The 21,263-nt window shown below is 55.5% G+C and carries 19 protein-coding genes; 14 read left to right on the forward strand and 5 right to left on the reverse strand.

The features are described 5' to 3' along the window. Window positions 1–286: 286 nt before the first annotated feature. Window positions 287–2,710, reverse strand: a complete 2,424-nt coding sequence (locus tag C9I92_RS19485) for a bifunctional aspartate kinase/homoserine dehydrogenase II (protein ID WP_047887173.1) — start codon at window positions 2,708–2,710, stop codon at window positions 287–289. After that, window positions 2,707–3,876 carry an O-succinylhomoserine (thiol)-lyase gene (locus tag C9I92_RS19490; RefSeq protein WP_047887174.1) on the reverse strand — a complete coding sequence of 390 codons (1,170 nt, stop codon included), beginning with the start codon at window positions 3,874–3,876 and terminating at the stop codon, window positions 2,707–2,709. Before C9I92_RS19490 ends, C9I92_RS19485 begins: the two co-directional genes overlap by 4 nt. Window positions 3,877–4,053: 177 nt before the next feature. Here C9I92_RS19490 and metJ point away from each other — a divergent pair, with 177 nt between their 5' ends. Continuing rightward, a complete protein-coding gene (gene metJ, locus C9I92_RS19495) occupies window positions 4,054–4,371 on the forward strand; it encodes a met regulon transcriptional regulator MetJ (RefSeq protein WP_047887175.1) in 318 nt (105 codons plus the stop codon). A 97-nt stretch (window positions 4,372–4,468) separates the two neighbouring features. On the opposite strand, the gene C9I92_RS19500 is transcribed toward metJ, so the two are convergent. Next, the gene (locus C9I92_RS19500; RefSeq protein WP_047887176.1) at window positions 4,469–5,719 is read right to left on the reverse strand and encodes a malic enzyme-like NAD(P)-binding protein; all 1,251 of its coding nucleotides are present in this window, start codon (window positions 5,717–5,719) and stop codon (window positions 4,469–4,471) included. Window positions 5,720–6,009: 290 nt separating this feature from the next. Next, window positions 6,010–6,225 (reverse strand): 50S ribosomal protein L31, encoded by a 216-nt coding sequence (gene rpmE / locus C9I92_RS19505; protein WP_084712681.1) that lies wholly within the window; start codon window positions 6,223–6,225, stop codon window positions 6,010–6,012. Window positions 6,226–6,459: 234 nt separating this feature from the next. Between rpmE and priA the strand changes: the two genes are divergently transcribed. From priA to rraA, 7 genes are all read left to right on the forward strand, one after another. Then, window positions 6,460–8,661: a primosomal protein N' gene (gene priA / locus C9I92_RS19510; protein ID WP_047887178.1), complete on the forward strand. Its 2,202-nt coding sequence runs from the start codon at window positions 6,460–6,462 to the stop codon at window positions 8,659–8,661. Window positions 8,662–8,830: 169 nt separating this feature from the next. Further along, on the forward strand, window positions 8,831–9,838 hold the full coding sequence (cytR, locus tag C9I92_RS19515) for a DNA-binding transcriptional regulator CytR (protein WP_047887179.1): 1,008 nt from the start codon (window positions 8,831–8,833) through the stop codon (window positions 9,836–9,838). A gap of 155 nt (window positions 9,839–9,993) precedes the next feature. Then, entirely contained in the window at window positions 9,994–10,650 is a 657-nt protein-coding gene (locus C9I92_RS19520) for an SPOR domain-containing protein (RefSeq protein WP_047887180.1), read from the forward strand. Window positions 10,651–10,846: 196 nt separating this feature from the next. Beyond that, window positions 10,847–11,374 carry an ATP-dependent protease subunit HslV gene (gene hslV / locus C9I92_RS19525; protein WP_047887181.1) on the forward strand — a complete coding sequence of 176 codons (528 nt, stop codon included), beginning with the start codon at window positions 10,847–10,849 and terminating at the stop codon, window positions 11,372–11,374. A gap of 11 nt (window positions 11,375–11,385) precedes the next feature. Further along, a complete protein-coding gene (gene hslU / locus C9I92_RS19530; RefSeq protein ID WP_047887182.1) occupies window positions 11,386–12,717 on the forward strand; it encodes an ATP-dependent protease ATPase subunit HslU in 1,332 nt (443 codons plus the stop codon). Between the two features lie 140 nt (window positions 12,718–12,857). After that, the gene (locus C9I92_RS19535; RefSeq protein WP_047887183.1) at window positions 12,858–13,769 is read left to right on the forward strand and encodes a 1,4-dihydroxy-2-naphthoate polyprenyltransferase; all 912 of its coding nucleotides are present in this window, start codon (window positions 12,858–12,860) and stop codon (window positions 13,767–13,769) included. Window positions 13,770–13,898: 129 nt separating this feature from the next. Next, window positions 13,899–14,384, forward strand: a complete 486-nt coding sequence (gene rraA, locus C9I92_RS19540) for a ribonuclease E activity regulator RraA (RefSeq protein ID WP_047887184.1) — start codon at window positions 13,899–13,901, stop codon at window positions 14,382–14,384. A gap of 111 nt (window positions 14,385–14,495) precedes the next feature. Here the strand turns inward: rraA and zapB are convergent, their stop codons facing one another. Then, window positions 14,496–14,738: a cell division protein ZapB gene (gene zapB / locus C9I92_RS19545; protein WP_047887185.1), complete on the reverse strand. Its 243-nt coding sequence runs from the start codon at window positions 14,736–14,738 to the stop codon at window positions 14,496–14,498. 671 nt (window positions 14,739–15,409) lie between these two features. Here zapB and C9I92_RS19550 point away from each other — a divergent pair. The 6 genes from C9I92_RS19550 (at window position 15,410) to C9I92_RS19580 (ending at window position 21,153) form a co-directional block, all read left to right on the forward strand. After that, window positions 15,410–16,261 (forward strand): MIP/aquaporin family protein, encoded by an 852-nt coding sequence (locus C9I92_RS19550; RefSeq protein ID WP_047887186.1) that lies wholly within the window; start codon window positions 15,410–15,412, stop codon window positions 16,259–16,261. An 80-nt stretch (window positions 16,262–16,341) separates the two neighbouring features. Continuing rightward, window positions 16,342–17,859 carry a glycerol kinase GlpK gene (glpK, locus tag C9I92_RS19555; RefSeq protein WP_107193914.1) on the forward strand — a complete coding sequence of 506 codons (1,518 nt, stop codon included), beginning with the start codon at window positions 16,342–16,344 and terminating at the stop codon, window positions 17,857–17,859. A 252-nt stretch (window positions 17,860–18,111) separates the two neighbouring features. Continuing rightward, window positions 18,112–19,119 (forward strand): class II fructose-bisphosphatase, encoded by a 1,008-nt coding sequence (glpX, locus tag C9I92_RS19565; RefSeq protein ID WP_047887189.1) that lies wholly within the window; start codon window positions 18,112–18,114, stop codon window positions 19,117–19,119. A gap of 144 nt (window positions 19,120–19,263) precedes the next feature. Continuing rightward, complete coding sequence (locus C9I92_RS19570; protein ID WP_047887190.1) at window positions 19,264–19,881, forward strand: helix-turn-helix transcriptional regulator; 618 nt, start codon at window positions 19,264–19,266, stop codon at window positions 19,879–19,881. A 13-nt stretch (window positions 19,882–19,894) separates the two neighbouring features. Next, window positions 19,895–20,638, forward strand: a complete 744-nt coding sequence (locus C9I92_RS19575; protein ID WP_047887191.1) for a ferredoxin--NADP reductase — start codon at window positions 19,895–19,897, stop codon at window positions 20,636–20,638. A 167-nt stretch (window positions 20,639–20,805) separates the two neighbouring features. Further along, window positions 20,806–21,153: a DUF3135 domain-containing protein gene (locus C9I92_RS19580; protein ID WP_047887192.1), complete on the forward strand. Its 348-nt coding sequence runs from the start codon at window positions 20,806–20,808 to the stop codon at window positions 21,151–21,153. Window positions 21,154–21,263: the final 110 nt, after the last annotated feature.

Genomic DNA, 21,263 nt, shown 5'->3' on the forward strand with positions numbered 1-21,263 from the left:
TAACGTCCTGAAATATCCATTTAGACGTCTATATGTCTACAGAATGTCTTGTAACCAATTTAATGTCAACACGATGATCATGAATATTTCTCAACTGATAATTGCAGGATCTTCAAGCAGGCCAAAAACGCAAAAAAGCCCGCATTTGCGGGCTTTTCCGGTTATTTTCGCGATCGATAGCACACGTTACTGCCATTGATTAAATTGTCAGTGAATCGCACCAAGTGCAACCTGACAAGCAGCATGATCCGCATAACCTGTCTCGGTCGCACTTTCTCCCGCTCACCTAAAGCATAGTCGCCATCCGGTTGATATCCGACAGCAGCGCCCCGGCCGTGACGTCACGACCGGCCCCCGGCCCCCGGATCACCAGCGGGTTATCACGGTACCAGCGGCTTTCGATAGCAAAGATGTTGTCGCACGGCAGCAGGTTAGCCAACGCATGCTCCCGAGAAAGCGCTTCGACCCCGACCACGGCCTTACCGTGGCGATCCAGCCGGGCGATATAGCGTAATACCTTGTCTTCCTTCTGCGCCTTACTGAGTCGTTCCGCCAGGATGTTATCCAGTACCGCAGCCTGTTCAAAGAATCCGTCCAGACTAAGCTCAGCCAGAGCTTCCGGCACCAGAGTTTCCACCCTGACCTGCTCCGGCTCCAGTACCAACCCAGACTCCCGGGCCAGGATCACCAGCTTGCGCATCACATCACTACCGTCAAGGTCACTGCGTGGATCCGGCTCGGTCAGCCCCTGCTGCCACGCCTGCTCCACCAGCTGAGAAAACGGCACGGAACCGTCATACTGCTGGAACAGCCAGGACAGCGTTCCGGAGAAAATCCCCGACAGGGCAATAATGGTGTCGCCGCTGTCACACAGGTCTCGAACGGTGTGGTTCACCGGCAAGCCGGCACCAACGGTGGCGTTGTAAAGCCAGAAACGGCTGCTTTTGGCAAAGGCATCCTGTACCGCGTGATACTGCTCGCCGGAAGCCGACCCGGCGACCTTGTTGGCCGAAATCAGGTGAAAGCCCGCCTCGGCAACGGCCGGATAGCGCGCTGCCAACTCGCTGCTGGCTGTTACATCCAGCACAATCACATCATCGTAAGGGTGGCTGGCCAGCACACTCAGCCATTCGCCAGACGCGGCAGATTCCACCGCTTCATCCTCATAGGCCGTCAGCGCCTGTTCGGGGTTAATTCCGCGGGTATCAATCCAGTAGCGGCGGCTGTCCACCACCCCAATCAGGGTAAATGACATCCCGTGCCGCTTTTCCAGCGCCACCTTCTCCCGGGCAAACAACTCCAGCCAGCGGCTGCCAATATTGCCCTTGCCGCACAGCACCAGACCAATCTGTTTCTGCGCCTGGAACAAATGCTGGTGAATCTGCTGGATCAAACGGTCGAGGTCAGTCTGGCGCAACACGCCCACCAAACTCAGGCCAGACTCCGACTCGGCAATAAATTCCACCGGCTGGCGCTTGAGCTGCTGATAGAAGCCGTAACAGTGCACGGCATTGTTCACCACTCCGGCCCCCACCACCGCCACCATCGAGAATCCATCCCGCAGCTTGATTTCCGCCGCAATGCCGCTGTCCTGCAGCAATGCCAGAACGCTGCCGACCACTTCGGTGGTGTACGCCAGCTGAATGCGCCCTTTATCGGCTTCGACACTGCGGGCTAGCGGCAACAACTGGGCACGCTGAAGCAACCGGTCGACCTCCGCCAGCACCGGCTCCAGGGTTTGTGAGCGCGGGACCGACAACGCAATCACACAGACGTCATCCAGTGACGTCACGATTTTAGCGCCACGTCCGGAGGCCAGCACCCGCTCAACCCGGGTTGAACCGGATTCCGGCTGATGGCTGCAACGCAGGGTCAGATCAATGGCACTCTGCGCCACCGGTTGCAGAGTCCGGCTGTGCAGTACCGGGGCTGCCAGCCGCGCCAGTTCGCTGGCTTCATCGAGCCGCAGCAGCGGCAGCAGACAGGCATCCCCGACTTTACGTGGATCGGCACTGTACACCCCAGCGACGTCGCTCCAGATCGTCACCCGCTGGACTTCAGCCAGTGCGCCAATCACGGTAGCGGAATAATCCGAGCCGTTACGCCCGAGCAGCACAGTTTCCCCGGCGCCGTTACGCGCCATAAACCCGGTGATCACCACCCGCTTATGCTGATGCTGCGCCAGTTGCGCCTTGAGCAGCGGCCATGACTGGGCCCTGTCGACCTCCGGCTGTGCCGAGCGTTCTGTGCGCAGGAACAGGCGAGAGTCCAGGTTCACGGCAGGCAGCCCCTGCTGACTCAGCAGCGCGGCCATCAGCCGGGCCGACCAGAGCTCACCGTGCCCTTGAACCCAGGCTGACTGCGCTTCACTGAGCGGCAACTGCTCCCCGACACGGGCGATCTCGCCCAGCTCCAGATGCAGCTGAGTCAGCAGCTCATCTGCCAACTCACCGCTGAGCAGGTTTTCAATCAGTTGTTGCTGGAACTGACGCAAAGCCTGCAGGGCTTCGTGGGCCTGACGGCCGTCTTTGCCAAGCAAGGTCAGCCACTCGATTAAATTATTTGTGGTTTTTCCTGCCGCAGACACCACCACCAGATCGGTGTCACCGGAGTATTCCCGTAGAATCTCGACGACCCGGCGATAACAGTCCGGATCGGCCAGGCTACTGCCGCCAAACTTGTGCAATTGCCTCGGATTGCCTGCACTCATGCTGCCACCTCCGCCGCTTTCTGGAAGGCCTGCGCCAAATCTGCAATCAAATCTGCCGGGTCTTCCAGCCCCACAGACAACCGCAACAATGACGGCTTCAGCCCGGCCGCAGCCTGCGCTTCATCCGACATGGCGCGGTGGGTCATGCTGGCCGGATGGCAAATCAGACTCTCCGTCCCGCCGAGAGACTCCGCCAGCGAGAAGCAGGTTAGCTCACGGACAAAGGTTTCCAGCTGTGCTTGAGAGCCTGCGATCTCAAAACTCAGCATAGCGCCAAATCCTTTCTGCTGCTGGAGGGCAATCTCATGCCCCGGGTGCGACGGCTGGCTAGGATGATAAATCTGTCCGACCAATGGCTGGGTTTGCAGAAATGCCAGAATCTGCGCGCTGTTTTCCTCATGCATCCGCATCCGTGGAGCCAACGTGCGCAGACCGCGCAGCGTCAGGTACGCATCAAACGGTGCGCCGGTAGCGCCGATACAGTTGGCCCACCATGCCAGGTGCTCCGCCTGCTCTTCTGATTTGGCGACCAGCACCCCGCCCAGCACATCAGAATGGCCGTTGATGTATTTGGTGGTGGAGTGCACAACAAAATTGGCGCCCAGCGCCAAGGGTTGCTGCAAGATAGGTGACAGGAAGGTGTTATCGACCGCGACCAGCGCCCCGACTTTGTCGGCAGCGGCGCACAGCTCGGCAATATCCACGATCCGCAGTAGCGGGTTGGACGGCGTTTCCACCCACACCAGCTTAGGTTTCAGTGCCAGCGCCTCAGCCACCGCCTGCGGGTTGGTCTGATCCACGAAGCGGACCTGAAAATCGCCCTTTTCCGCCCGGGTATTGAACAAGCGGTAGGTCCCGCCATAGCAGTCATGCGGTGCCACAACCAAATCGCCCGGTCCCAGCAAGGCCGACACCAGCAAGTTAATCGCCGCAGTCCCGCAGTTCGTCACAATGGCACCGGCTCCGCCCTCTAGCTCCGCCAGTGCTTCTGCCAGCATATTGCGGGTTGGATTTCCGGAACGCGAATAGTCATACTGAGGCAGTTCGCCCAACTGGGGGAAACCATAGGTGGACGTCAGATAGATGGGTGGCACCACGGCATTAAACTGGGTGTCGGACTCAATGCCGGTTCGAACCGCGACGGTGGCAAGCTTCTTGTCACTCATAGTTACTTTCCTTGTTGGGCGATTGCAGCTGAATAAACTTTACGCATCAACATAGCGGCTATCACAAAGGACGTCAACACTTCTAGACGTCCATATGTCTTTGCTTATGGCAGTAAATCCCGCTAAAATCCGTCTTAGTTCTATTACTTCAATTTAAAATCGCTGAGAAGGTTAAAAATGGCAGAGTGGAATGGCGAATACATCAGTCCATACGCGGAACACGGTAAGAAAAACGAACAAGTAAAGAAAATTACAGTTTCGATCCCACTGAAGGTTCTGAAAATCCTGACCGATGAACGTACCCGTCGCCAGGTTAATAACTTACGTCATGCGACCAACAGTGAACTGCTGTGCGAAGCCTTCCTGCATGCCTACACCGGCCAGCCGTTGCCGACCGATGATGACATCCGTAAAGATCGCCCGGATGACCTGCCAGCGGAAGCCAAGGCCATCATGGATGAGAAAGGGATCAAGTACGAAGATATCAACGAGTAACCGTGCCCTCGCGGCGCCCACTCGCGACTGATTCCCCTGGCAGCAGCCATAAAAAAACCAGCCCTCAGGCTGGTTTTTTCGTTTCAGGCAGATGGACTTACTTGTCTTCCATGTAACCCACTGGCATCGCGATCTGTGCCACGCCGGAGTCAATTGCCGCCTGAGCCACCGCTTTCGCAACGCGCGGCAGCAGACGTGGATCCATTGGTTTTGGAATGATGTACTCAGAACCGAACTCCAGTGACTGAGCACCCGCCGCTGCCACCACTTCCGCCGGTACCGGCTCTTTCGCCAGTTCACGAATCGCGTGTACTGCCGCCAGTTTCATCTCATCGTTGATTTCGCTGGCACGTACGTCCAGTGCACCACGGAAGATGAACGGGAAACAAATCACGTTGTTCACCTGGTTCGGGTAGTCAGAACGGCCTGTACCCATGATCAGGTCATCACGTACTGCGTGCGCCAGCTCCGGTTTGATTTCCGGATCCGGGTTTGAACACGCAAAGACCACCGGCTTGTCAGCCATCAGTTTCAGTGCTTCAGGAGCCAGTAGATCCGGACCCGATACGCCCACAAAGATATCTGCGCCGTCAATCACGTCTTCCAGCGTACGCTTGTCAGTGTTGTTGGCAAACAGTTGTTTGTATTCGTTAATGTCATCACGACGAGTGTGGATCACGCCCTTGCGGTCGAGCATGTAGATCTTCTCACGCTGTGCGCCACACTTAATCAGCAGTTCCATACATGCTACCGCAGCAGCACCGGCACCCAGACAGACAATCACCACCTCGCTGATGTCTTTGCCCTGCAGTTCCAGCGCATTCAGCATACCGGCTGCAGTAACAATAGCGGTACCGTGCTGATCATCGTGGAAAACCGGTACGTTACAACGCTCAATCAGGCGTTTTTCGATTTCAAAACAGTCTGGGGCTTTAATGTCTTCTAGGTTGATACCACCGAAGGTGTCAGCAATGTTGGCTACGGTATCAACGAACTCGTCGATAGTACGGTGTTTCACTTCGATATCGATGGAGTCCAGGCCAGCAAAACGCTTGAACAGCAGCGCTTTCCCTTCCATTACTGGCTTAGACGCCAGGGGACCCAGGTTACCCAGACCCAGAATGGCCGTACCGTTAGTAATAACAGCAACCATGTTGCCTTTGCCGGTGTACTTGTAAACATTCTCAGCATTCTGGGCAATTTCACGTACTGGCTCAGCAACGCCTGGGCTGTAAGCCAGCGCCAGATCTTCAACAGTGTTCGCTGGTTTACTCAGCTCAACAGAAATTTTGCCGGGAACAGGGTACGCGTGGTAATGGAGGGCTTGTTGGCGAAAATCTTCAGACATAATGTTCAGGATCCTGAATAATAATAATGTTCAGTTCGTTGGAAACGCTAAATCATATGCGATAGCAGCAGAAAATCCTAGCACCGAACATCTGGTCGAGCCAAGGATTCCTGAGCGGATTAGTCAGGTTTGTTGTGAGCTATGATCCGTATCCGTAAAAATGGGTAATTTCTGTGTCACTACAGGGAAGGAAACGCTAACAGAATGTGACTGTTACAGGCTCAGGAAGGATCAATGGGTATAAAAAGGGGATGCCGAAGCATCCCCTTTTTTCGAAATTCAACGTGCAATTACTTGCTAGACAGAGCGCCAAAACGCTTGTTGAATTTGTCGATACGGCCACCAGTGCTCACTTGACGCTGTTTACCAGTGTAGAATGGGTGACACTTGTCGCATACGTCCAGGTTCAGAGCGTCTTTACCTAGAGTAGAGTTGAATACGAAAGTGTTGCCGCAAGAACATTTAGCGTTCACAGCTGTGTATTCTGGGTGAATACCTTGTTTCATGGGATAACCTCAAACATTTAAGGCCGTGTCGCTCTCCCGATCCTAAGCCGGGCACCACACGTCGTTAATAACAAACAGCGTATAGGTATGGCCAATACGCCAAATTCAGGCCGCGTATAGTAATCAATCACGCCCTCCAAATCAACAGATACGCTCCTTTTTTCACCGCTTTGCCGCACCCGTGTTAGCAGGGTACACTTCTCTATCTTAGTACATGCTGATTTGCGGTTGATTATGACGCCCAACATTGCCCGAGTGGCCCTTCCTGTCCCCCTCGATAAACAGTTTGATTACCTGATCAAACCCGGTCAGACACCGGTGGTCGGCGGGCGGGTCAAAGTGCCGTTCGGACGCCAGCATCTGGTGGGTATCGTCATGGCGATCAGCACGGAATCGGAGTGGCCGGTCGACCAACTCAAACCACTGAACAGCGTGCTGGATGGCGAGCCCCTGTGGCCGTCATCGCTGTTTAACCTGCTCTGCTGGGCCAGCCGGTACTACCAGTACCCACTCGGCGACACCCTCGCCAACGCCATGCCGACTCTGCTGCGTAAAGGCCGCGAAGCGTCCCCGGCCAGCCTGAAAGTCTGGCAACTGACTCCGGCCGGTTATGATCAGCCCCTCAGTGCGCTGACACGGGCTCCGCGTCAGGTACAGGTCCTCAATGCCCTGCGCCAAGGCGAGGTCAGCCATGATGCTTTGCTCGCCGAGGACATCTCCGCGGCGACCCTGAAAACACTGAGCGAAAAAGGCTGGATCTTCGCATCGGAACAGCAACCGGCTGCGGCCGACTGGGCAGCGCATTTCGCCGTGACGGAAGAAAAACCCAAGCTCAATGAGGAGCAGGCACTGGCGATCGCGTCGGTGAACGCCAATCCCGATTTTGCCTGCTACCTGCTGGAAGGGGTCACCGGCTCAGGCAAAACCGAGGTCTACCTGAATCTGCTCGAACCGGTCCTGGCGGCCGGGAAACAGGCCCTGATCCTGGTCCCGGAAATCGGCCTGACCCCGCAGACCATTAACCGCTTCAAGCGACGTTTCAATGTTCCGCTGGAAACGATCCACTCCGGCCTGAACGACACCGAGCGCCTGTCGGCGTGGCTGGCCGGACGGGATAACCAGGCCGGGATCATTATCGGCACCCGCTCTGCCCTGTTCACGCCGTTTGCCAACCTCGGCATCATTATTGTCGACGAAGAGCACGACGCCTCGTACAAGCAGCAGGACAGCCTGCGCTATCACGCCCGCGATCTGGCGGTGATGCGGGCCAGCCAGGGCAACATCCCCATTATTCTGGGCTCGGCAACACCGGCCCTTGAGACCCTGCACAACGCCAAAAGCGGGAAATACCACCATCTTCACCTGACCCGCCGGGCCGGACACGCTCAGTCAGCCCGACACGGGGTGCTGGACGTTAAGGGACTGTATCTCGAAGCCGGGCTGTCAGCTCCGCTGATCGCCCAGATGCGCAAACACCTCACGGCCGGCAATCAGGTCATGCTGTTTCTCAACCGGCGCGGCTATGCCCCGGCGGTCATGTGCCATGAGTGTGGCTGGCTGGCGGAATGTAAACGCTGCGACGCCTACTACACCTATCACCAGCAAAGCGGCGAATTGCGCTGCCACCACTGTGCCACCCAGCGCCCGGTGATGCCGCAGTGCGGCAATTGTGGCTCGACCCAGTTGCATGCGGTCGGGGTCGGTACCGAGCAGCTCGAGCAACAACTGGCCACCCTGTTTCCCGACTACAAAACCGTGCGGATTGACCGAGACAGTACCCGCCGTAAAGGCAGCCTGGAAAATTACCTGGAAGCCATCCGCCGCAACGAATACCAGATTTTGATTGGCACCCAGATGCTGGCAAAAGGCCACCACTTTCCGGACGTCACCCTGGTCGCCCTGATTGACGTTGACAGTGCCCTGTTCAGTAACGATTTTCGGGCCAGCGAGCGGTTGGCCCAACTGTTTATCCAGGTCGCCGGACGCGCCGGGCGGGCCAGCAAGCCGGGCGAAGTGATCCTGCAAACCCACCACCCGGAACACGCCCTGCTGCAGGCGCTGCTGTACAAAGGCTATGACCAGTTTGCCACCAGTGCCCTACAAGAGCGCAAACAGGCCTGGCTGCCGCCTTATACCTATCTGGCCCTGCTGCGCGCAGAAGCCCATGAGAATCATCAGGTCGAGCAGTTCCTGCAACAGATCCGGGGAATCTTTGAAGCCAGCCCGGTCTTTAACCAAGATACCCAGGTCATGGGCCCTAACCCGGCTCCGTTGGCTCGCCGGGCCGGGCGCTATCGCTGGCAACTGCTGATCCAGGCCCCCAGCCGAAAGGCCCTGCAGCAACTGCTATCCCTGGCCAAACCGGCGATTGGACTGTTGCCGCTGAGCAAGAAGATCCGCTGGTCGATCGATGTGGAACCTCAGGATTTAACTTAAAATGAACAATGCGACTCACGTCACATGCTGGATGAAATTAATGGTGTTTTAAGCATGTTTAATCCCCGGCAGACAGCCTACAATAACAGGCTCGCTGGTACAGGTATCAGCCCTGTTTGGCCATGATCCTCCAGCATGAGAGAGAAAAATAATAGAGAGGAACCCTAATATGGCGACAATGAAGGATGTTGCCCAGCTCGCCGGTGTGTCTACAGCCACGGTGTCCCGTGCCCTGATGAACCCGGAAAAAGTGTCAGCCTCAACAAGAAAAAAGGTTGAACAGGCTGTCATGGACGCTGGCTATTCACCCAATTCACTGGCTAGGAATTTACGTCGCAACGAATCAAAAACCATCGTTACCATTGTCCCGGATATCTGTGACCCATATTTCACGGAAATTATTCGCGGGATTGAAGAAGCGGCGATGGAACACGGTTACCTGGTGCTGCTGGGCGACAGCGGACAGCAGAAAACCCGGGAAAATTCATTTGTTAATCTGGTCTTTACCAAACAAGCTGACGGGATGCTGCTACTCGGCACGGATCTGCCGTTTGATGTCAGTAAACCGGAACAGAAAAACCTGCCGCCAATGGTGATGGCCTGCGAATTTGCCCCTGAGCTGGAGCTGCCAACTGTCCATATCGATAACCTGACCGCTGCGTTTGAAGCGGTGAACTACTTAACCCAGATGGGCCATAAGCGTATCGCTCAGATCGCCGGACCGGATTCTGCCGCTTTGTGTCAGTTCCGTAATCAGGGTTACCAGCAGGCCATGCGCCGTGCTGGAGTGGAGCTGAACCCGGCCTACACCGTCAAGAGCGATTTCACCTTTGCCGGTGGCGCCCGTGCGGTAACAGCCCTGCTGTCGATGCCGGAGCCTCCGACCGCTCTGCTGTGCCACAATGATGTGATGGCCATTGGTGCCATGCAGCAAGCCAAACGTCTCGGTTTCCGGGTTCCGCAGGATCTGTCAATTGTCGGTTTCGATGATATTCAGTTTGCGGAATACTGCGATCCACCTCTGACGACGGTGTCCCAGCCTCGCTATGAAATCGGCCGTCAGTCCATGCTGATGCTGCTGGATATTCTCAAAGGCAAAGACATCGCCTCCGGCTCCCGCCTGCTGGATGCCAAACTGGTGATTCGCGAGAGCGCCGCCCCACCAGCGAACGCCTGATCGCTGTCAATATGAGCTTATGTTTTGCACATAAGCTCACAAAACTTCTGCGCCTGGCTGTAAGGCTTCGAATCATAACGCGTTCAGGGTCTGGTCAGTTATGGCGCAAGTTTGTAACATAGGCCCATTGTCCATCCGAATAAACCAGCAGCATCGTGGCTACAAAAGATTACGTTAAACGCGGTCGTGCCCCCAAGAAACCGGCACGAAACAGTCGCAAAGCCCCGCCAAGTAGCGGGTTTCCAGTGAAGTGGGCCACCATTGCCCTGATTTTGGTGGCCGGGTTGGGCTATGGACTTTATTTCCTGTCGACCTCCCCAGCCCCCGCGCATTCTCAGGCAACCCAGCAGACGCCGCCTCCGGCCCCGTCTAAGCCCAAACCGCCTGAACCAAAGCCGACACCAAAACCGGAAGTAAAACCTGAAGTAAAACCGATCACCAAACCGGTAGTGCAGCCCAAACCGACTCCGGAGGCCAAAACGCTGCCGCCGAAGCCGGAAGAAAAATGGCGCTACATTGAAGAACTGGAAAATAAAGAAATACAGGTCGAAGCGAAGAAAGAGCAGGTCCCGACCCGCCCTTATCTGATGCAGTGTGGTGCTTACCGCAGCCAAAGTCAGGCCGAAGAGCGCAAAGCGATGATCGCGTTCCAGGGGCTGACTAGCCAGATAAAGATCAGTCAGGGTGAAAAAGGTACCTGGTACCGCGTGATTCTGGGGCCGTATCCGCAAAAGCGTAAAGCCGAGAGCGATCGCAACCAGCTGCGCCGGGTCGGCATCGAGCCGTGTGCCATCTGGTTCTGGGAGTCCTGAGCACTAGGCTCAGTGTCTCCGGCCAGCCGTTTTTCCCTGCTTGTATCAGGTTTGCCCTGTGCGGCAGAACATGCACAGAAAAAGGATGCCCCGGCATCCTTTTCTTTTTCCGCCCTTGAAACCACCGTCCCCCACCCCCAGATCGTCAGGTATACCCAAACCGGCAGCAGCCGGAAAGACTCAAAGAGGTAACACCGTGACAACTATCGTATCTGTTCGTCGAAACGGTAAAGTCGTTATCGCCGGTGATGGCCAGGTTTCCCTGGGCAACACAGTTATGAAAGGTAACGCTCGCAAAGTGCGCCGTTTATATAACAACAAAGTGCTTGCAGGTTTTGCAGGCGGCACAGCGGATGCCTTCACTCTATTCGAACGTTTCGAGCGTAAGCTGGAAATGCACCAGGGCCACCTGCAAAAAGCGGCGGTGGAACTGGCTAAAGACTGGCGGACAGATCGTATGCTGCGCCGCCTGGAAGCCCTATTGGCGGTAGCCGATGAAACCGGCTCACTGATCATCACCGGTAACGGTGACGTGGTTCAGCCTGAGCACGACCTAATTGCCATTGGCTCAGGCGGTAACTTTGCCCAGGCCGCGGCCATTGCGCTGCTGGAAAACACCGATTTGGGCGCCCGCGAAATTGCCGAGAAGGCCCTGAACATTGCGGGTGACATCTGTGTGTTCACCAACCATTTCCACACCATCGAAGAGCTCGACACAAAATAAGGGAAGCGGCCATGTCTGAAATGACTCCTCGCGAAATCGTCCATGAACTTGACCGCCACATCATCGGTCAGGACAAAGCCAAGCGTGCAGTTGCGATCGCGCTGCGTAACCGCTGGCGTCGTATGCAGCTGCCGGAAGAGCTGCGCGTTGAAGTAACCCCGAAAAATATCCTGATGATCGGTCCGACGGGTGTGGGTAAAACAGAAATTGCCCGCCGCCTGGCCAAGCTGGCTAACGCGCCGTTTATCAAAGTAGAAGCCACCAAGTTCACCGAAGTCGGCTACGTCGGCAAAGAAGTCGAAACCATTATCCGTGATCTGACGGATGTGGCGGTCAAAATGACCCACCAGCAGGCGATGGAAAAAGTACGTTTCCGCGCTGAAGAGCTGGCCGAAGACCGCATTCTGGATGTGCTGCTGCCACCGGCCCGTGACGCCTGGGGCCAGAACGAGTCCAGCGACAACAACTCTGCCACCCGCCAGTCTTTCCGTAAAAAACTGCGTGAAGGCAAGCTGGATGACAAAGAGATCGAAATCGATGTCGCTGCGCCGCAAATGGGCGTAGAGATCATGGCCCCTCCTGGTATGGAAGAGATGACCAACCAGCTGCAGGGCATGTTCCAGAACCTGGCCGGCAACACCACCAAAAAGCGTAAGATGAAAATCAAGGACGCGATGAAGGCGGTAACAGAAGATGAGGCCTCCAAGCTGGTTAACCATGACGAGCTGAAAGATCAGGCCATCTTTGCGGTGGAAAACCACGGTATCGTGTTCCTGGATGAAATCGACAAGATTTGTAAGCGCGGTGAAACGTCAGGTCCTGATGTGTCTCGCGAAGGGGTCCAGCGTGACCTGCTGCCACTGGTTGAAGGCAGCACGGTCTCAACCAAGCACGGCATGGTTCGTACCGACCACATCCTGTTCATCGCCTCAGGCGCGTTCCAGGTTGCCAAACCGTCAGATTTGATCCCAGAGCTGCAAGGCCGTCTGCCAATTCGCGTTGAGCTGGAAGCCCTGACCAGCCATGACTTCAAGCGCATCCTGACTGAGCCGAATGCCTCGCTGACCGAGCAGTACAAAGCCCTGATGGCGACCGAATCCGTGAACATTGAGTTCGATGAAAGCGGGATCAGCAAGCTGGCTGAAGCGGCCTGGCAGGTTAACGAGCGTACCGAGAACATCGGTGCCCGTCGCCTGCACACCGTGATGGAGCGCCTGATGGAAGAGCTGTCTTTCGATGCGACGGAAAGAAACGGTGAGAAAGTGTTGATTGACGATGCTTACGTCACAGCCCGTCTGGGTGAACTGGTCGATGATGAAGATCTGAGCCGTTTCATCCTGTAAGTTTCTTCCGGCTGATTCTGCAAACGGTGCCATAAGGCACCGTTTTTTTGTTTTTAAACAAACAATCTCCCGATAAAGTTGCCCATAATCACAGTTCAGCCATAATGGATCACTCACCGGTTGATTGACGAAAGCTCACTATGAAATCATCTTCACTCGCAATCTGGCTGGACGCTTGCCGGCCAAAAACGCTGCCTCTGGCCGTCGCCTCTATCGTCTGTGGCAGTGCCGTGGCGGGCTGGCAAGGCAGCTTCTCTGCCCTTATCGCCGGTCTTGCTCTGCTGACAGCGCTGCTGTTGCAGATCCTCTCGAACCTTGCCAACGACTACGGCGATGCCGTTAAAGGCACCGACAACGAGCAACGCCTGGGGCCACAGCGTGCTATCCAGTCTGGGCTGGTTACCCCTGCCGCGATGCGCAAAGCCATGCTGCTGAATATCGGCCTGACCATTGCCAGCGGCCTGAGCCTGATCGCGATCGCGACCGATAACCTACAGGACATGTTCGGCTTTATGCTGCTCGGGCTGATGGCGATCGCCGCGTCTATCGCCTACACCGTCGGCAACAAGCCGTACGGCTATCGCGGCCTTGGCGATCTTTCCGTCCTGATGTTCTTTGGCTGGCTGGGCGTGGCCGGAACCTATTATCTGCAGGCAGGACAGATTGACTCCATCATCATGCTGCCGGCAACCGCTTGTGGCTTATTGGCCGTGGGCGTGCTCAATATCAATAACCTGCGCGATATCGACAACGACCGGGCCTGTGGCAAGCTGACTCTGGCGGTTCGAATGGGGCCGGAATGGGGCCGTAAATACCACCTGTTTCTGCTGGTCGGCAGCGTGCTGTGTCTGGCGCTGTTTGCCGCCCTGGAAATCCATTCGCCGTACGGCTGGCTGTTTATCCTGAGTGCGCCGTTGCTGTTTAAGCATGGTAAACAGGTACTGACCGCCGCTGACGGGGCGGCACTTCGCCCGATGATGGCAACCATGGTGAAGTGCGCTTTGCTGACCAACTTGCTGTTTGCCGCCGGTGTGGTCCTCGCGGCCGTGTGATTTCCTGGTATAACCGCTGGCGGTCTTGTATCTTGACCAGCTAACTGATTATACTTTCAACAAATTATGCCTGGTTGCCCGCAGGCAACCCGGCGACCCTTTTCATTTGCCACAAGAAGAAGCGCGCCCATGGAATACAATACGTCCGAACTCTGCGACATCTACCTCGACAAGGTCGACGTTGTCGAACCTATGTTCAGTTCATATGGCGGCCGTAGCTCGTTTGGCGGCCAGATCACCACGATCAAGTGTTTCGAGGACTGCGGTCTGATCCGCACGGTGCTGGAAGAACCTGGCGCAGGCCGGGTGCTGCTGATTGATGGCGGCGGCTCACTGCGCCGCGCCCTGGTGGATGCGGAACTGGCACAGCTGGCTGCCGGCAACGAATGGGAAGGGTTAATCGTGTATGGCTGCGTCCGCCATGTGGATGACCTGGATGAACTCGACATCGGCATTCAGGCGATGGCGTCTATCCCGGTCGGTGCCGACGAACAAGGCATCGGTGAAGTGGATGTGGCGGTCAATTTCGGCGGCGTCACCTTCCTGCCGGAAGATCACATCTACGCGGACAACACCGGGGTCATCCTGTCACCGGAACCTCTGGACATCGAATAACCCGCGGCAATGCTGCTGGTACAGATGCCTTACTAACAAAAACAGAGCCCAACGGCTCTGTTTTTGATCGGGCGCTTCCCCCGCCAGCGGCGGAAGCGAATTCCGGATCGATTACTCGACGTGTTCCATTTTGCCCAGCAGTGCGCGTACGCGCTCTTGCCACGCCTGGTGATCATCACGCAACTTGTGGTTTTCCTGCTCCAGATCTTCACGACCTGAGCGCAGTGCCTGTGCTTCGTTAGCCAGGCTATCATTTTGTTCTTTTAGTTCTTCAATTTCCATTTGTAGCAGAGAAATTGTATCAACAGCCATCTGAACTTTGGCTTCCAGCTTTTCCAACATTTCTAGAGACATTTTTTCCACCTGTCTTCAGCCTATCGGTTTGCCCTAACCATTAAGACAACCTTACACAGGCACATTTACGGTTCATATGCCACCTATTCTAGCGAGGCGTCCTGCTTATGACATCTACAAATACCACGCTTTTCAACAAACGGGCAAAAATTACACAATTTTGATGAGATTTTTGCTTTCCTGATCGCCCGCACTCCGATCTCCCCCGGACCACCCCGTTTTTCCGGCCGCCGCGCCAGCTTCCCACCATATGAACTATGCGTGCAAAAATCGCTCGGACACGCCGTCTAAATGGGTAAAACTGCGATCAAACTCTATTTTAATGCAGGGTGAGCGTGCTAATTTCTGTCCTGATCGTATCTCTCTTGGATTTATCCAAGGCTTTGCCCAATCTGGCACATCCGACCTGTACAGGTCGGATTTTTTATTTTATAAACATCAACTTAAACAAATCACTTTATTTCTCCTCATCTAATCACCCCCAAAATGCTCGAAAAGGGAAAAACCCCCAGTTCCCAGCAATCGTTTGCGCGCATTCGCAAAAATAGAATTGTTTTTATGCTCGAACGCACATTTCTCGCGCAATCCAATTTTCTTCGCTGCGAGATCGAGTACATTTAGCCCACAACAAACATAACAATACCCCTACGACATAACAAAAGGACTGAACCATGACTACCCCGAAACAACACACTCTACTCGGCGAGTGCCTGGCCGAATTTATAGGCACGGGATTACTGATCTTTTTCGGTGTCGGCTGCGTGGCGGCGCTGGTACTGACTGGCGCAGAGTTCGGCCAGTGGGAAATCAGTATTATGTGGGGTCTGGGTGTGGCAATTGCGATTTACTGCACCGCCGGTGTGTCCGGCGCGCACATCAACCCAGCCGTGACCATCGCACTGGCAATGTTCCACGGTTTCGATAAACGCAAAGTCCTGCCGTACATTGCGGCACAAATGCTTGGTGCCTTCTTTACCGCCGCGTTGATTTACAGCCTGTACGGCAACCTGTTTACCAACTTCGAAACTGCCAACGGCATTGTGCGCGGTACCGAAGCCAGTCTGGCAACAGCCGGTATCTTCTCGACATACCCGAATGCCGCCCTGTCTTTCAGCGGAGCCTTTGCGGTGGAATTTGTAATCACCGCCGTGCTGATGTTCGCCATCCTGGCCATCGGTGACGAGAAAAATGGTGCGCCACGCGGTGCCATGGGCCCGCTGCTAATCGGTATTCTGATTGCGGTGATCGGCGGCTCTCTCGGTCCGCTAACCGGTTTTGCCATGAACCCGGCACGCGATTTCGGTCCTAAATTCTTTGCTTTCCTGGCTGGCTGGGGCGACGTAGCGCTGACCGGCGGGAAAGACATCCCTTACTTTATCGTGCCTTTCGTAGCCCCAATTCTGGGTGCCTGTGCCGGTGCCTGGCTATACCCGAAAACCATCGGTGTGTATCTGCCTGGTAACCGTTGCACGCTGCCTAACCAGTGTGAAGAGACTGGTGACAAAAGCGCAGCACAAGCGTAGTCAATGGCGTCCATGCCGCAGCTACGTATGAATAACAAACACTCTACTACCCTTATAAAATGAAAATAGAGGAAACCGTCATGACAACAGAGCAAAAGTACATTGTTGCACTAGATCAGGGGACGACCAGCTCGCGCGCCGTAGTGCTGGACCACAACGCCAATATTGTGTGTTCCGCGCAGCGTGAATTTACCCAAATCTATCCGAAAGCCGGATGGGTTGAGCATGACCCTCTTGAAATCTACGCAACACAAAGCTCTACACTGGTCGAAGCGCTGGCAAAAGCCGGTATCAGCTCTGATCAGGTGGCGGGGATTGGTATCACTAACCAACGTGAAACCACCATTGTCTGGGACAAAAATACAGGTAAGCCGGTTTACAATGCCATCGTCTGGCAGTGCCGCCGTACCGCTGATATCTGCGAAAAACTAAAAGCTGAAGGGCTGGAAGAGTACATCCGTGACAACACCGGCCTGGTTGTTGACCCGTACTTCTCCGGTACCAAAATCAAGTGGATCCTCGACAACGTCGAAGGAGCCCGCGAAGAGGCAGAAGCCGGCAACCTGCTGTTCGGTACGGTCGATACCTGGCTGATCTGGAAAATGACCCAGGGTCGTGTTCACGTAACGGATTACACCAACGCCTCACGTACCATGGTGTTCAACATCAATACCCTGGAGTGGGATGAAAAACTGCTGAAAGCGCTGGATATCCCACTGTCGATGATGCCGGAAGTGAAGCCTTCATCTGAAGTGTACGGAAAAACCAACATCGGTGGTAAAGGCGGTACCCGTATTCCTATCGCCGGGATTGCCGGTGACCAGCAGGCAGCACTGTTTGGCCAGATGTGTGTCAGCGCCGGTCAGGCGAAAAACACCTACGGCACCGGTTGCTTCCTGCTGATGAATACCGGCAGCGAGAAAGTCACCTCACACAACGGCCTGCTGACAACCCTGGCCTGTGGCCCGAAAGGGGAAGTGGCCTACGCCCTGGAAGGTGCCGTCTTTATGGGTGGGGCGTCAATTCAGTGGCTGCGTGATGAAGTCAAACTGCTGGACGATGCCAAAGACTCCGAATACTTTGCAGAGAAAGTGGGCAGCGCCAACGGCGTGTATGTGGTACCGGCTTTCACCGGTCTGGGTGCGCCTTACTGGGACCCTTACGCGCGTGGTGCCATCGTTGGTCTGACCCGCGGGGTGAACTCAAACCATATTATCCGCGCAACGCTGGAAAGTGTGGCCTACCAGACCCGCGATGTCCTGGACGCAATGCAGGCAGATTCCGGCATTCAACTGGCGAGCCTGCGAGTGGACGGTGGCGCGGTCGCCAACAACTTCCTGATGCAGTTCCAGTCCGACATCCTTAATACAGAGGTGCACCGTCCGGTGGTAACCGAAGTTACCGCACTGGGTGCTGCCTACTTGGCCGGTCTGGCAGTCGGATTCTGGGGCAACATCGATGAGCTGAAAGACAAAGCTGTGCTGGATCGCAAGTTCATCCCATGTGCCGATGAGAACAAACGTAACCGTCGCTACCGCGGCTGGAAACGTGCGGTGGAGTGCGCCAAAGGCTGGGCCATCGACGAAGACGATTGCTAATCCCCTCAAACTCGTTCCCTTTCAAGGCCTGCCGATGCAGGCCTTTTTCATGCCTGCGACCGTCACCAGAACACTCCAGCCCGACGCCGTATCCCCAGCGCGCCCCGAACAAACATTTCGCTTTCTATCCGATTCTGCGCGTAAACCGCTGCAAATTTCACATTTTTGCGCAAACGCAAACGTTTCCTTTCCAGCTGTGATAAAATCGCCGCCAGTTTTCTAGCCCACTGATTTTCTTTTTCTGGAGTAACCATGAAACGCGATTTGGCGATGGCATTTTCCCGCGTCACAGAAGGCGCTGCACTGGCTGGCTACAAATGGCTGGGCCGCGGCGACAAAAACGCGGCCGACGGCGCAGCGGTCGAAGTGATGCGTGCCCTGCTCAACCAAACTGAAATTGACGGTGAAATCGTCATCGGTGAAGGTGAGATCGATGAAGCACCTATGCTCTACATCGGGGAAAAAGTGGGTACTGGCGGTGATGCCGTTGATATCGCAGTGGATCCTATCGAAGGCACCCGTATGACCGCGATGGGCCAGAACAACGCCCTGGCCGTTCTGGCGGCCGGTGAAAAAGGGTCATTCCTCAAAGCCCCTGACATGTACATGGAAAAACTGGTTGTCGGTCCGGCCGCCAAAGGGGTGATCGATCTGGGCAAATCCCTGACTGACAACCTGAAAGCCGTTGCCGCTGCGCTGGATAAACCCCTGGATCGCCTAGTGGTCATCACTCTGGCCAAGCCACGTCACGAACAAGTGATTGCAGAGATGCAGGCGATGGGTGTACGCGTGTACGCCGTGCCGGACGGTGATGTAGCCGCTTCCATCCTGACCTGTATGCCTGACAGCGAAGTTGACCTTATGTACTGCATTGGCGGCGCACCGGAAGGCGTAGTTTCTGCCGCCGCGATCCGCGCGCTGGGCGGCGACATGCATGGCCGTCTGCTGCCGCGTCATCAGGTCAAAGGCGATACGGCTGAAAACCGCGAGCTGGGCGAAGTAGAAATCAGCCGTTGCCGCGAAATGGGCATTGAGCCGAACACTATCCTGACCATGAATGACATGGCACGCAGCGATAACGTGATTTTTGCCGGTACCGGGATCACCAAAGGCGACCTGCTGGAAGGGATTACCCGTCAGGGCAACATGGCGACGACCGAGACTCTGCTGATCCGCGGTAAATGCCGCACGATCCGCCGCATCAAATCGACCCACTACCTGGATCGCAAGGATGAGGCCATCAAAGACCACATCCTGTAACCGCTTCTCCCGGGCGCACAACAAGTGCGCCCTTTTCCTTCCTTATTACCCGTGATCCTCCCCCGCCTCACTTTGTAAAGTTGTTGCTTTATTTAGCAGCCTGACTACATAATTACTAGGAACACTTTTTTAACACGGGTGGCTATGAAAACCATTGATCGAATTCTTTACCGGATGAAACGAGAAGGACCGGTGACGGCCAAAATGCTGGCTGAAGAGTTCAAGCTCACGACCATGGGCGTGCGACAGCACATGCTCGGCTTGGAAGAAGATGGCCTGGTGGACTTTGAGGATGTCAAAGTGAAAGTGGGCCGGCCGACCCGCCACTGGCACCTGACACCCAAAGGGCACAAGCGATTTGCTGACCGTCACGGCGATCTTATTATTCAAATGCTTGATTCTGTCGAAGAACTGTTTGGCCGCAGCGGCCTCGATCAGGTCGTCGAACGCCGGGAGAATCAAACCTTTGAACAATATCAGGCCGAGCTGGCACAGGCCGAAAATTTAGAAGAAAAACTGCAAATTCTGACTACACTCAGGGAACAGGAAGGCTACATGGCAGAGCTTCAACGGGATGGCGAGGACTTTATCCTGATTGAGAATCACTGTCCTATCTGTCATGCCGCCGAGCACTGCCCGTCCCTTTGTCGGTCCGAACTCACCATTTTCCAACGTCTACTGGGTAAGGACATCCAGGTAGAGCGTAATGAACACATTATTGCTGGCGAGAGGCGCTGTACGTATCGCATAAAAAAATCATAACGAGGAGAACATTATGGCTGACTGGATCCCCGCTCAGGTTATCACTAACCGCCATTGGAACCAGGACTTATTTAGCCTGGTGCTGACGGCCAACATCGAACCTTTCAAAGCCGGCCAGTTTACTAAACTGGCGCTGGATATTGACGGCAAACGGGTTCAGCGTGCCTACTCCTTCGTTAATCCTCCGTCGAGCCCGCACATTGAAATTTATGCTACCCGCGTGGCGGACGGCCAGCTTTCTCCCGCTCTCCATGCCCTGGAAGCCGGTGATGAAGTCCTGATTTCAGCCCGGGCGACCGGCTTTTTTACCCTTGATGAGGTGCCGGACGGCGAACATCTCTGGTTGCTGGCCACCGGGACTGCGATTGGCCCGTATCTGTCGATTCTGCGCGAAGCCGAGGTCTGGAAACGGTTTCGCAAAGTCATACTGATCCACGCGGTACGCTTCGCGGCCGATCTGAGCTATCAGGCGGAGATCAATACCCTGCTGGAAAAACACCCGGACCAGCTAATTGTCCAGCCCTTTGTCAGCCGCGAGCCGGCACAGCTGGCACTGACCGGCCGTATTCCGCAGGCGATCGCCGACGGCATGCTGGAACGCCACATCGGGCTGAAGCTCAACCCGGGAAAAAGCCAGATCATGCTCTGCGGTAACCCGGAAATGGTGCGTGACACCAAAGCCACTCTTGAAGCGCTGGGGTTTGCCAAAAATCTGCGCCGCAAACCGGGCCAGATCACCATGGAACATTACTGGTAACCCAAAACGCCTCACAGTCATCCGACTCTCCGCCGGGATCGCCAATGATCCCGGTGTCTCAATCATGAAGCAGACTCCTCCCCTCCCTGACAACTAACTTTATTGCATAACAACAATGCAGCTGTTTCTACTTACAGTTTTTCACTTGTAAAGTGTTAGGGGACCTTATGCAGACTTTACCGTCGTTTGATGAACTGAAAAAAATGGCCGAGGACAACCCGGACGCCCTCGAAGCACTGCGCCTGTCCATGAGCGAAGAGATCATTCGCCATGCCAGTGCAGAGATGCAACCCCGGCTGCGCGCTCAACTCAGTCATATCAATCATGTCATTGCCCGGGGCAAAAACCCCAACCACACCAATATTCTGCTAATGAGCGAATTGCAGCAGCAGCTCAAACGCTTTGCCCAAGCGCTTAATGCACCCGATACCCTGACCGAGCAACAGGCTGATATTCGTGCCTTTCCGGCCTCGCCCCGCCAACCGGATGCCACCACGCCCAAGCAAACACGGTAACAGGAGGCGGAGGGAGACAATCAGCCCGTCTTCGGAGCTGAGATATCAGAGACAGTGGCTGTTGGAAAAGCGACCGCCCGGAAAGCTCTCATTGAAAAAACTCTCGATGG

This window comes from Photobacterium ganghwense (assembly GCF_003025595.1).
GTDB classification, from domain to species: Bacteria; Pseudomonadota; Gammaproteobacteria; order Enterobacterales; family Vibrionaceae; genus Photobacterium; species Photobacterium ganghwense.

Bases quoted from the DNA above. Each gene is read 5' to 3' on its own strand.
- C9I92_RS19485 (WP_047887173.1), bottom strand. From the start codon at position 2,710: ATGAGTGCAGGCAATCCGAGGCAATTGCACAAGTTTGGCGGCAGTAGC.
- glpK (WP_107193914.1), top strand. From the start codon at position 16,342: ATGACAACAGAGCAAAAGTACATTGTTGCACTAGATCAGGGGACGACC.
- C9I92_RS19570 (WP_047887190.1), top strand. From the start codon at position 19,264: ATGAAAACCATTGATCGAATTCTTTACCGGATGAAACGAGAAGGACCG.
- C9I92_RS19490 (WP_047887174.1), bottom strand. From the start codon at position 3,876: ATGAGTGACAAGAAGCTTGCCACCGTCGCGGTTCGAACCGGCATTGAG.
- C9I92_RS19535 (WP_047887183.1), top strand. From the start codon at position 12,858: ATGAAATCATCTTCACTCGCAATCTGGCTGGACGCTTGCCGGCCAAAA.
- C9I92_RS19500 (WP_047887176.1), bottom strand. From the start codon at position 5,719: ATGTCTGAAGATTTTCGCCAACAAGCCCTCCATTACCACGCGTACCCT.
- C9I92_RS19580 (WP_047887192.1), top strand. From the start codon at position 20,806: ATGCAGACTTTACCGTCGTTTGATGAACTGAAAAAAATGGCCGAGGAC.
- glpX (WP_047887189.1), top strand. From the start codon at position 18,112: ATGAAACGCGATTTGGCGATGGCATTTTCCCGCGTCACAGAAGGCGCT.
- zapB (WP_047887185.1), bottom strand. From the start codon at position 14,738: ATGTCTCTAGAAATGTTGGAAAAGCTGGAAGCCAAAGTTCAGATGGCT.
- metJ (WP_047887175.1), top strand. From the start codon at position 4,054: ATGGCAGAGTGGAATGGCGAATACATCAGTCCATACGCGGAACACGGT.
- rraA (WP_047887184.1), top strand. From the start codon at position 13,899: ATGGAATACAATACGTCCGAACTCTGCGACATCTACCTCGACAAGGTC.
- C9I92_RS19550 (WP_047887186.1), top strand. From the start codon at position 15,410: ATGACTACCCCGAAACAACACACTCTACTCGGCGAGTGCCTGGCCGAA.
- rpmE (WP_084712681.1), bottom strand. From the start codon at position 6,225: ATGAAACAAGGTATTCACCCAGAATACACAGCTGTGAACGCTAAATGT.
- hslU (WP_047887182.1), top strand. From the start codon at position 11,386: ATGTCTGAAATGACTCCTCGCGAAATCGTCCATGAACTTGACCGCCAC.
- cytR (WP_047887179.1), top strand. From the start codon at position 8,831: ATGGCGACAATGAAGGATGTTGCCCAGCTCGCCGGTGTGTCTACAGCC.
- C9I92_RS19575 (WP_047887191.1), top strand. From the start codon at position 19,895: ATGGCTGACTGGATCCCCGCTCAGGTTATCACTAACCGCCATTGGAAC.
- priA (WP_047887178.1), top strand. From the start codon at position 6,460: ATGACGCCCAACATTGCCCGAGTGGCCCTTCCTGTCCCCCTCGATAAA.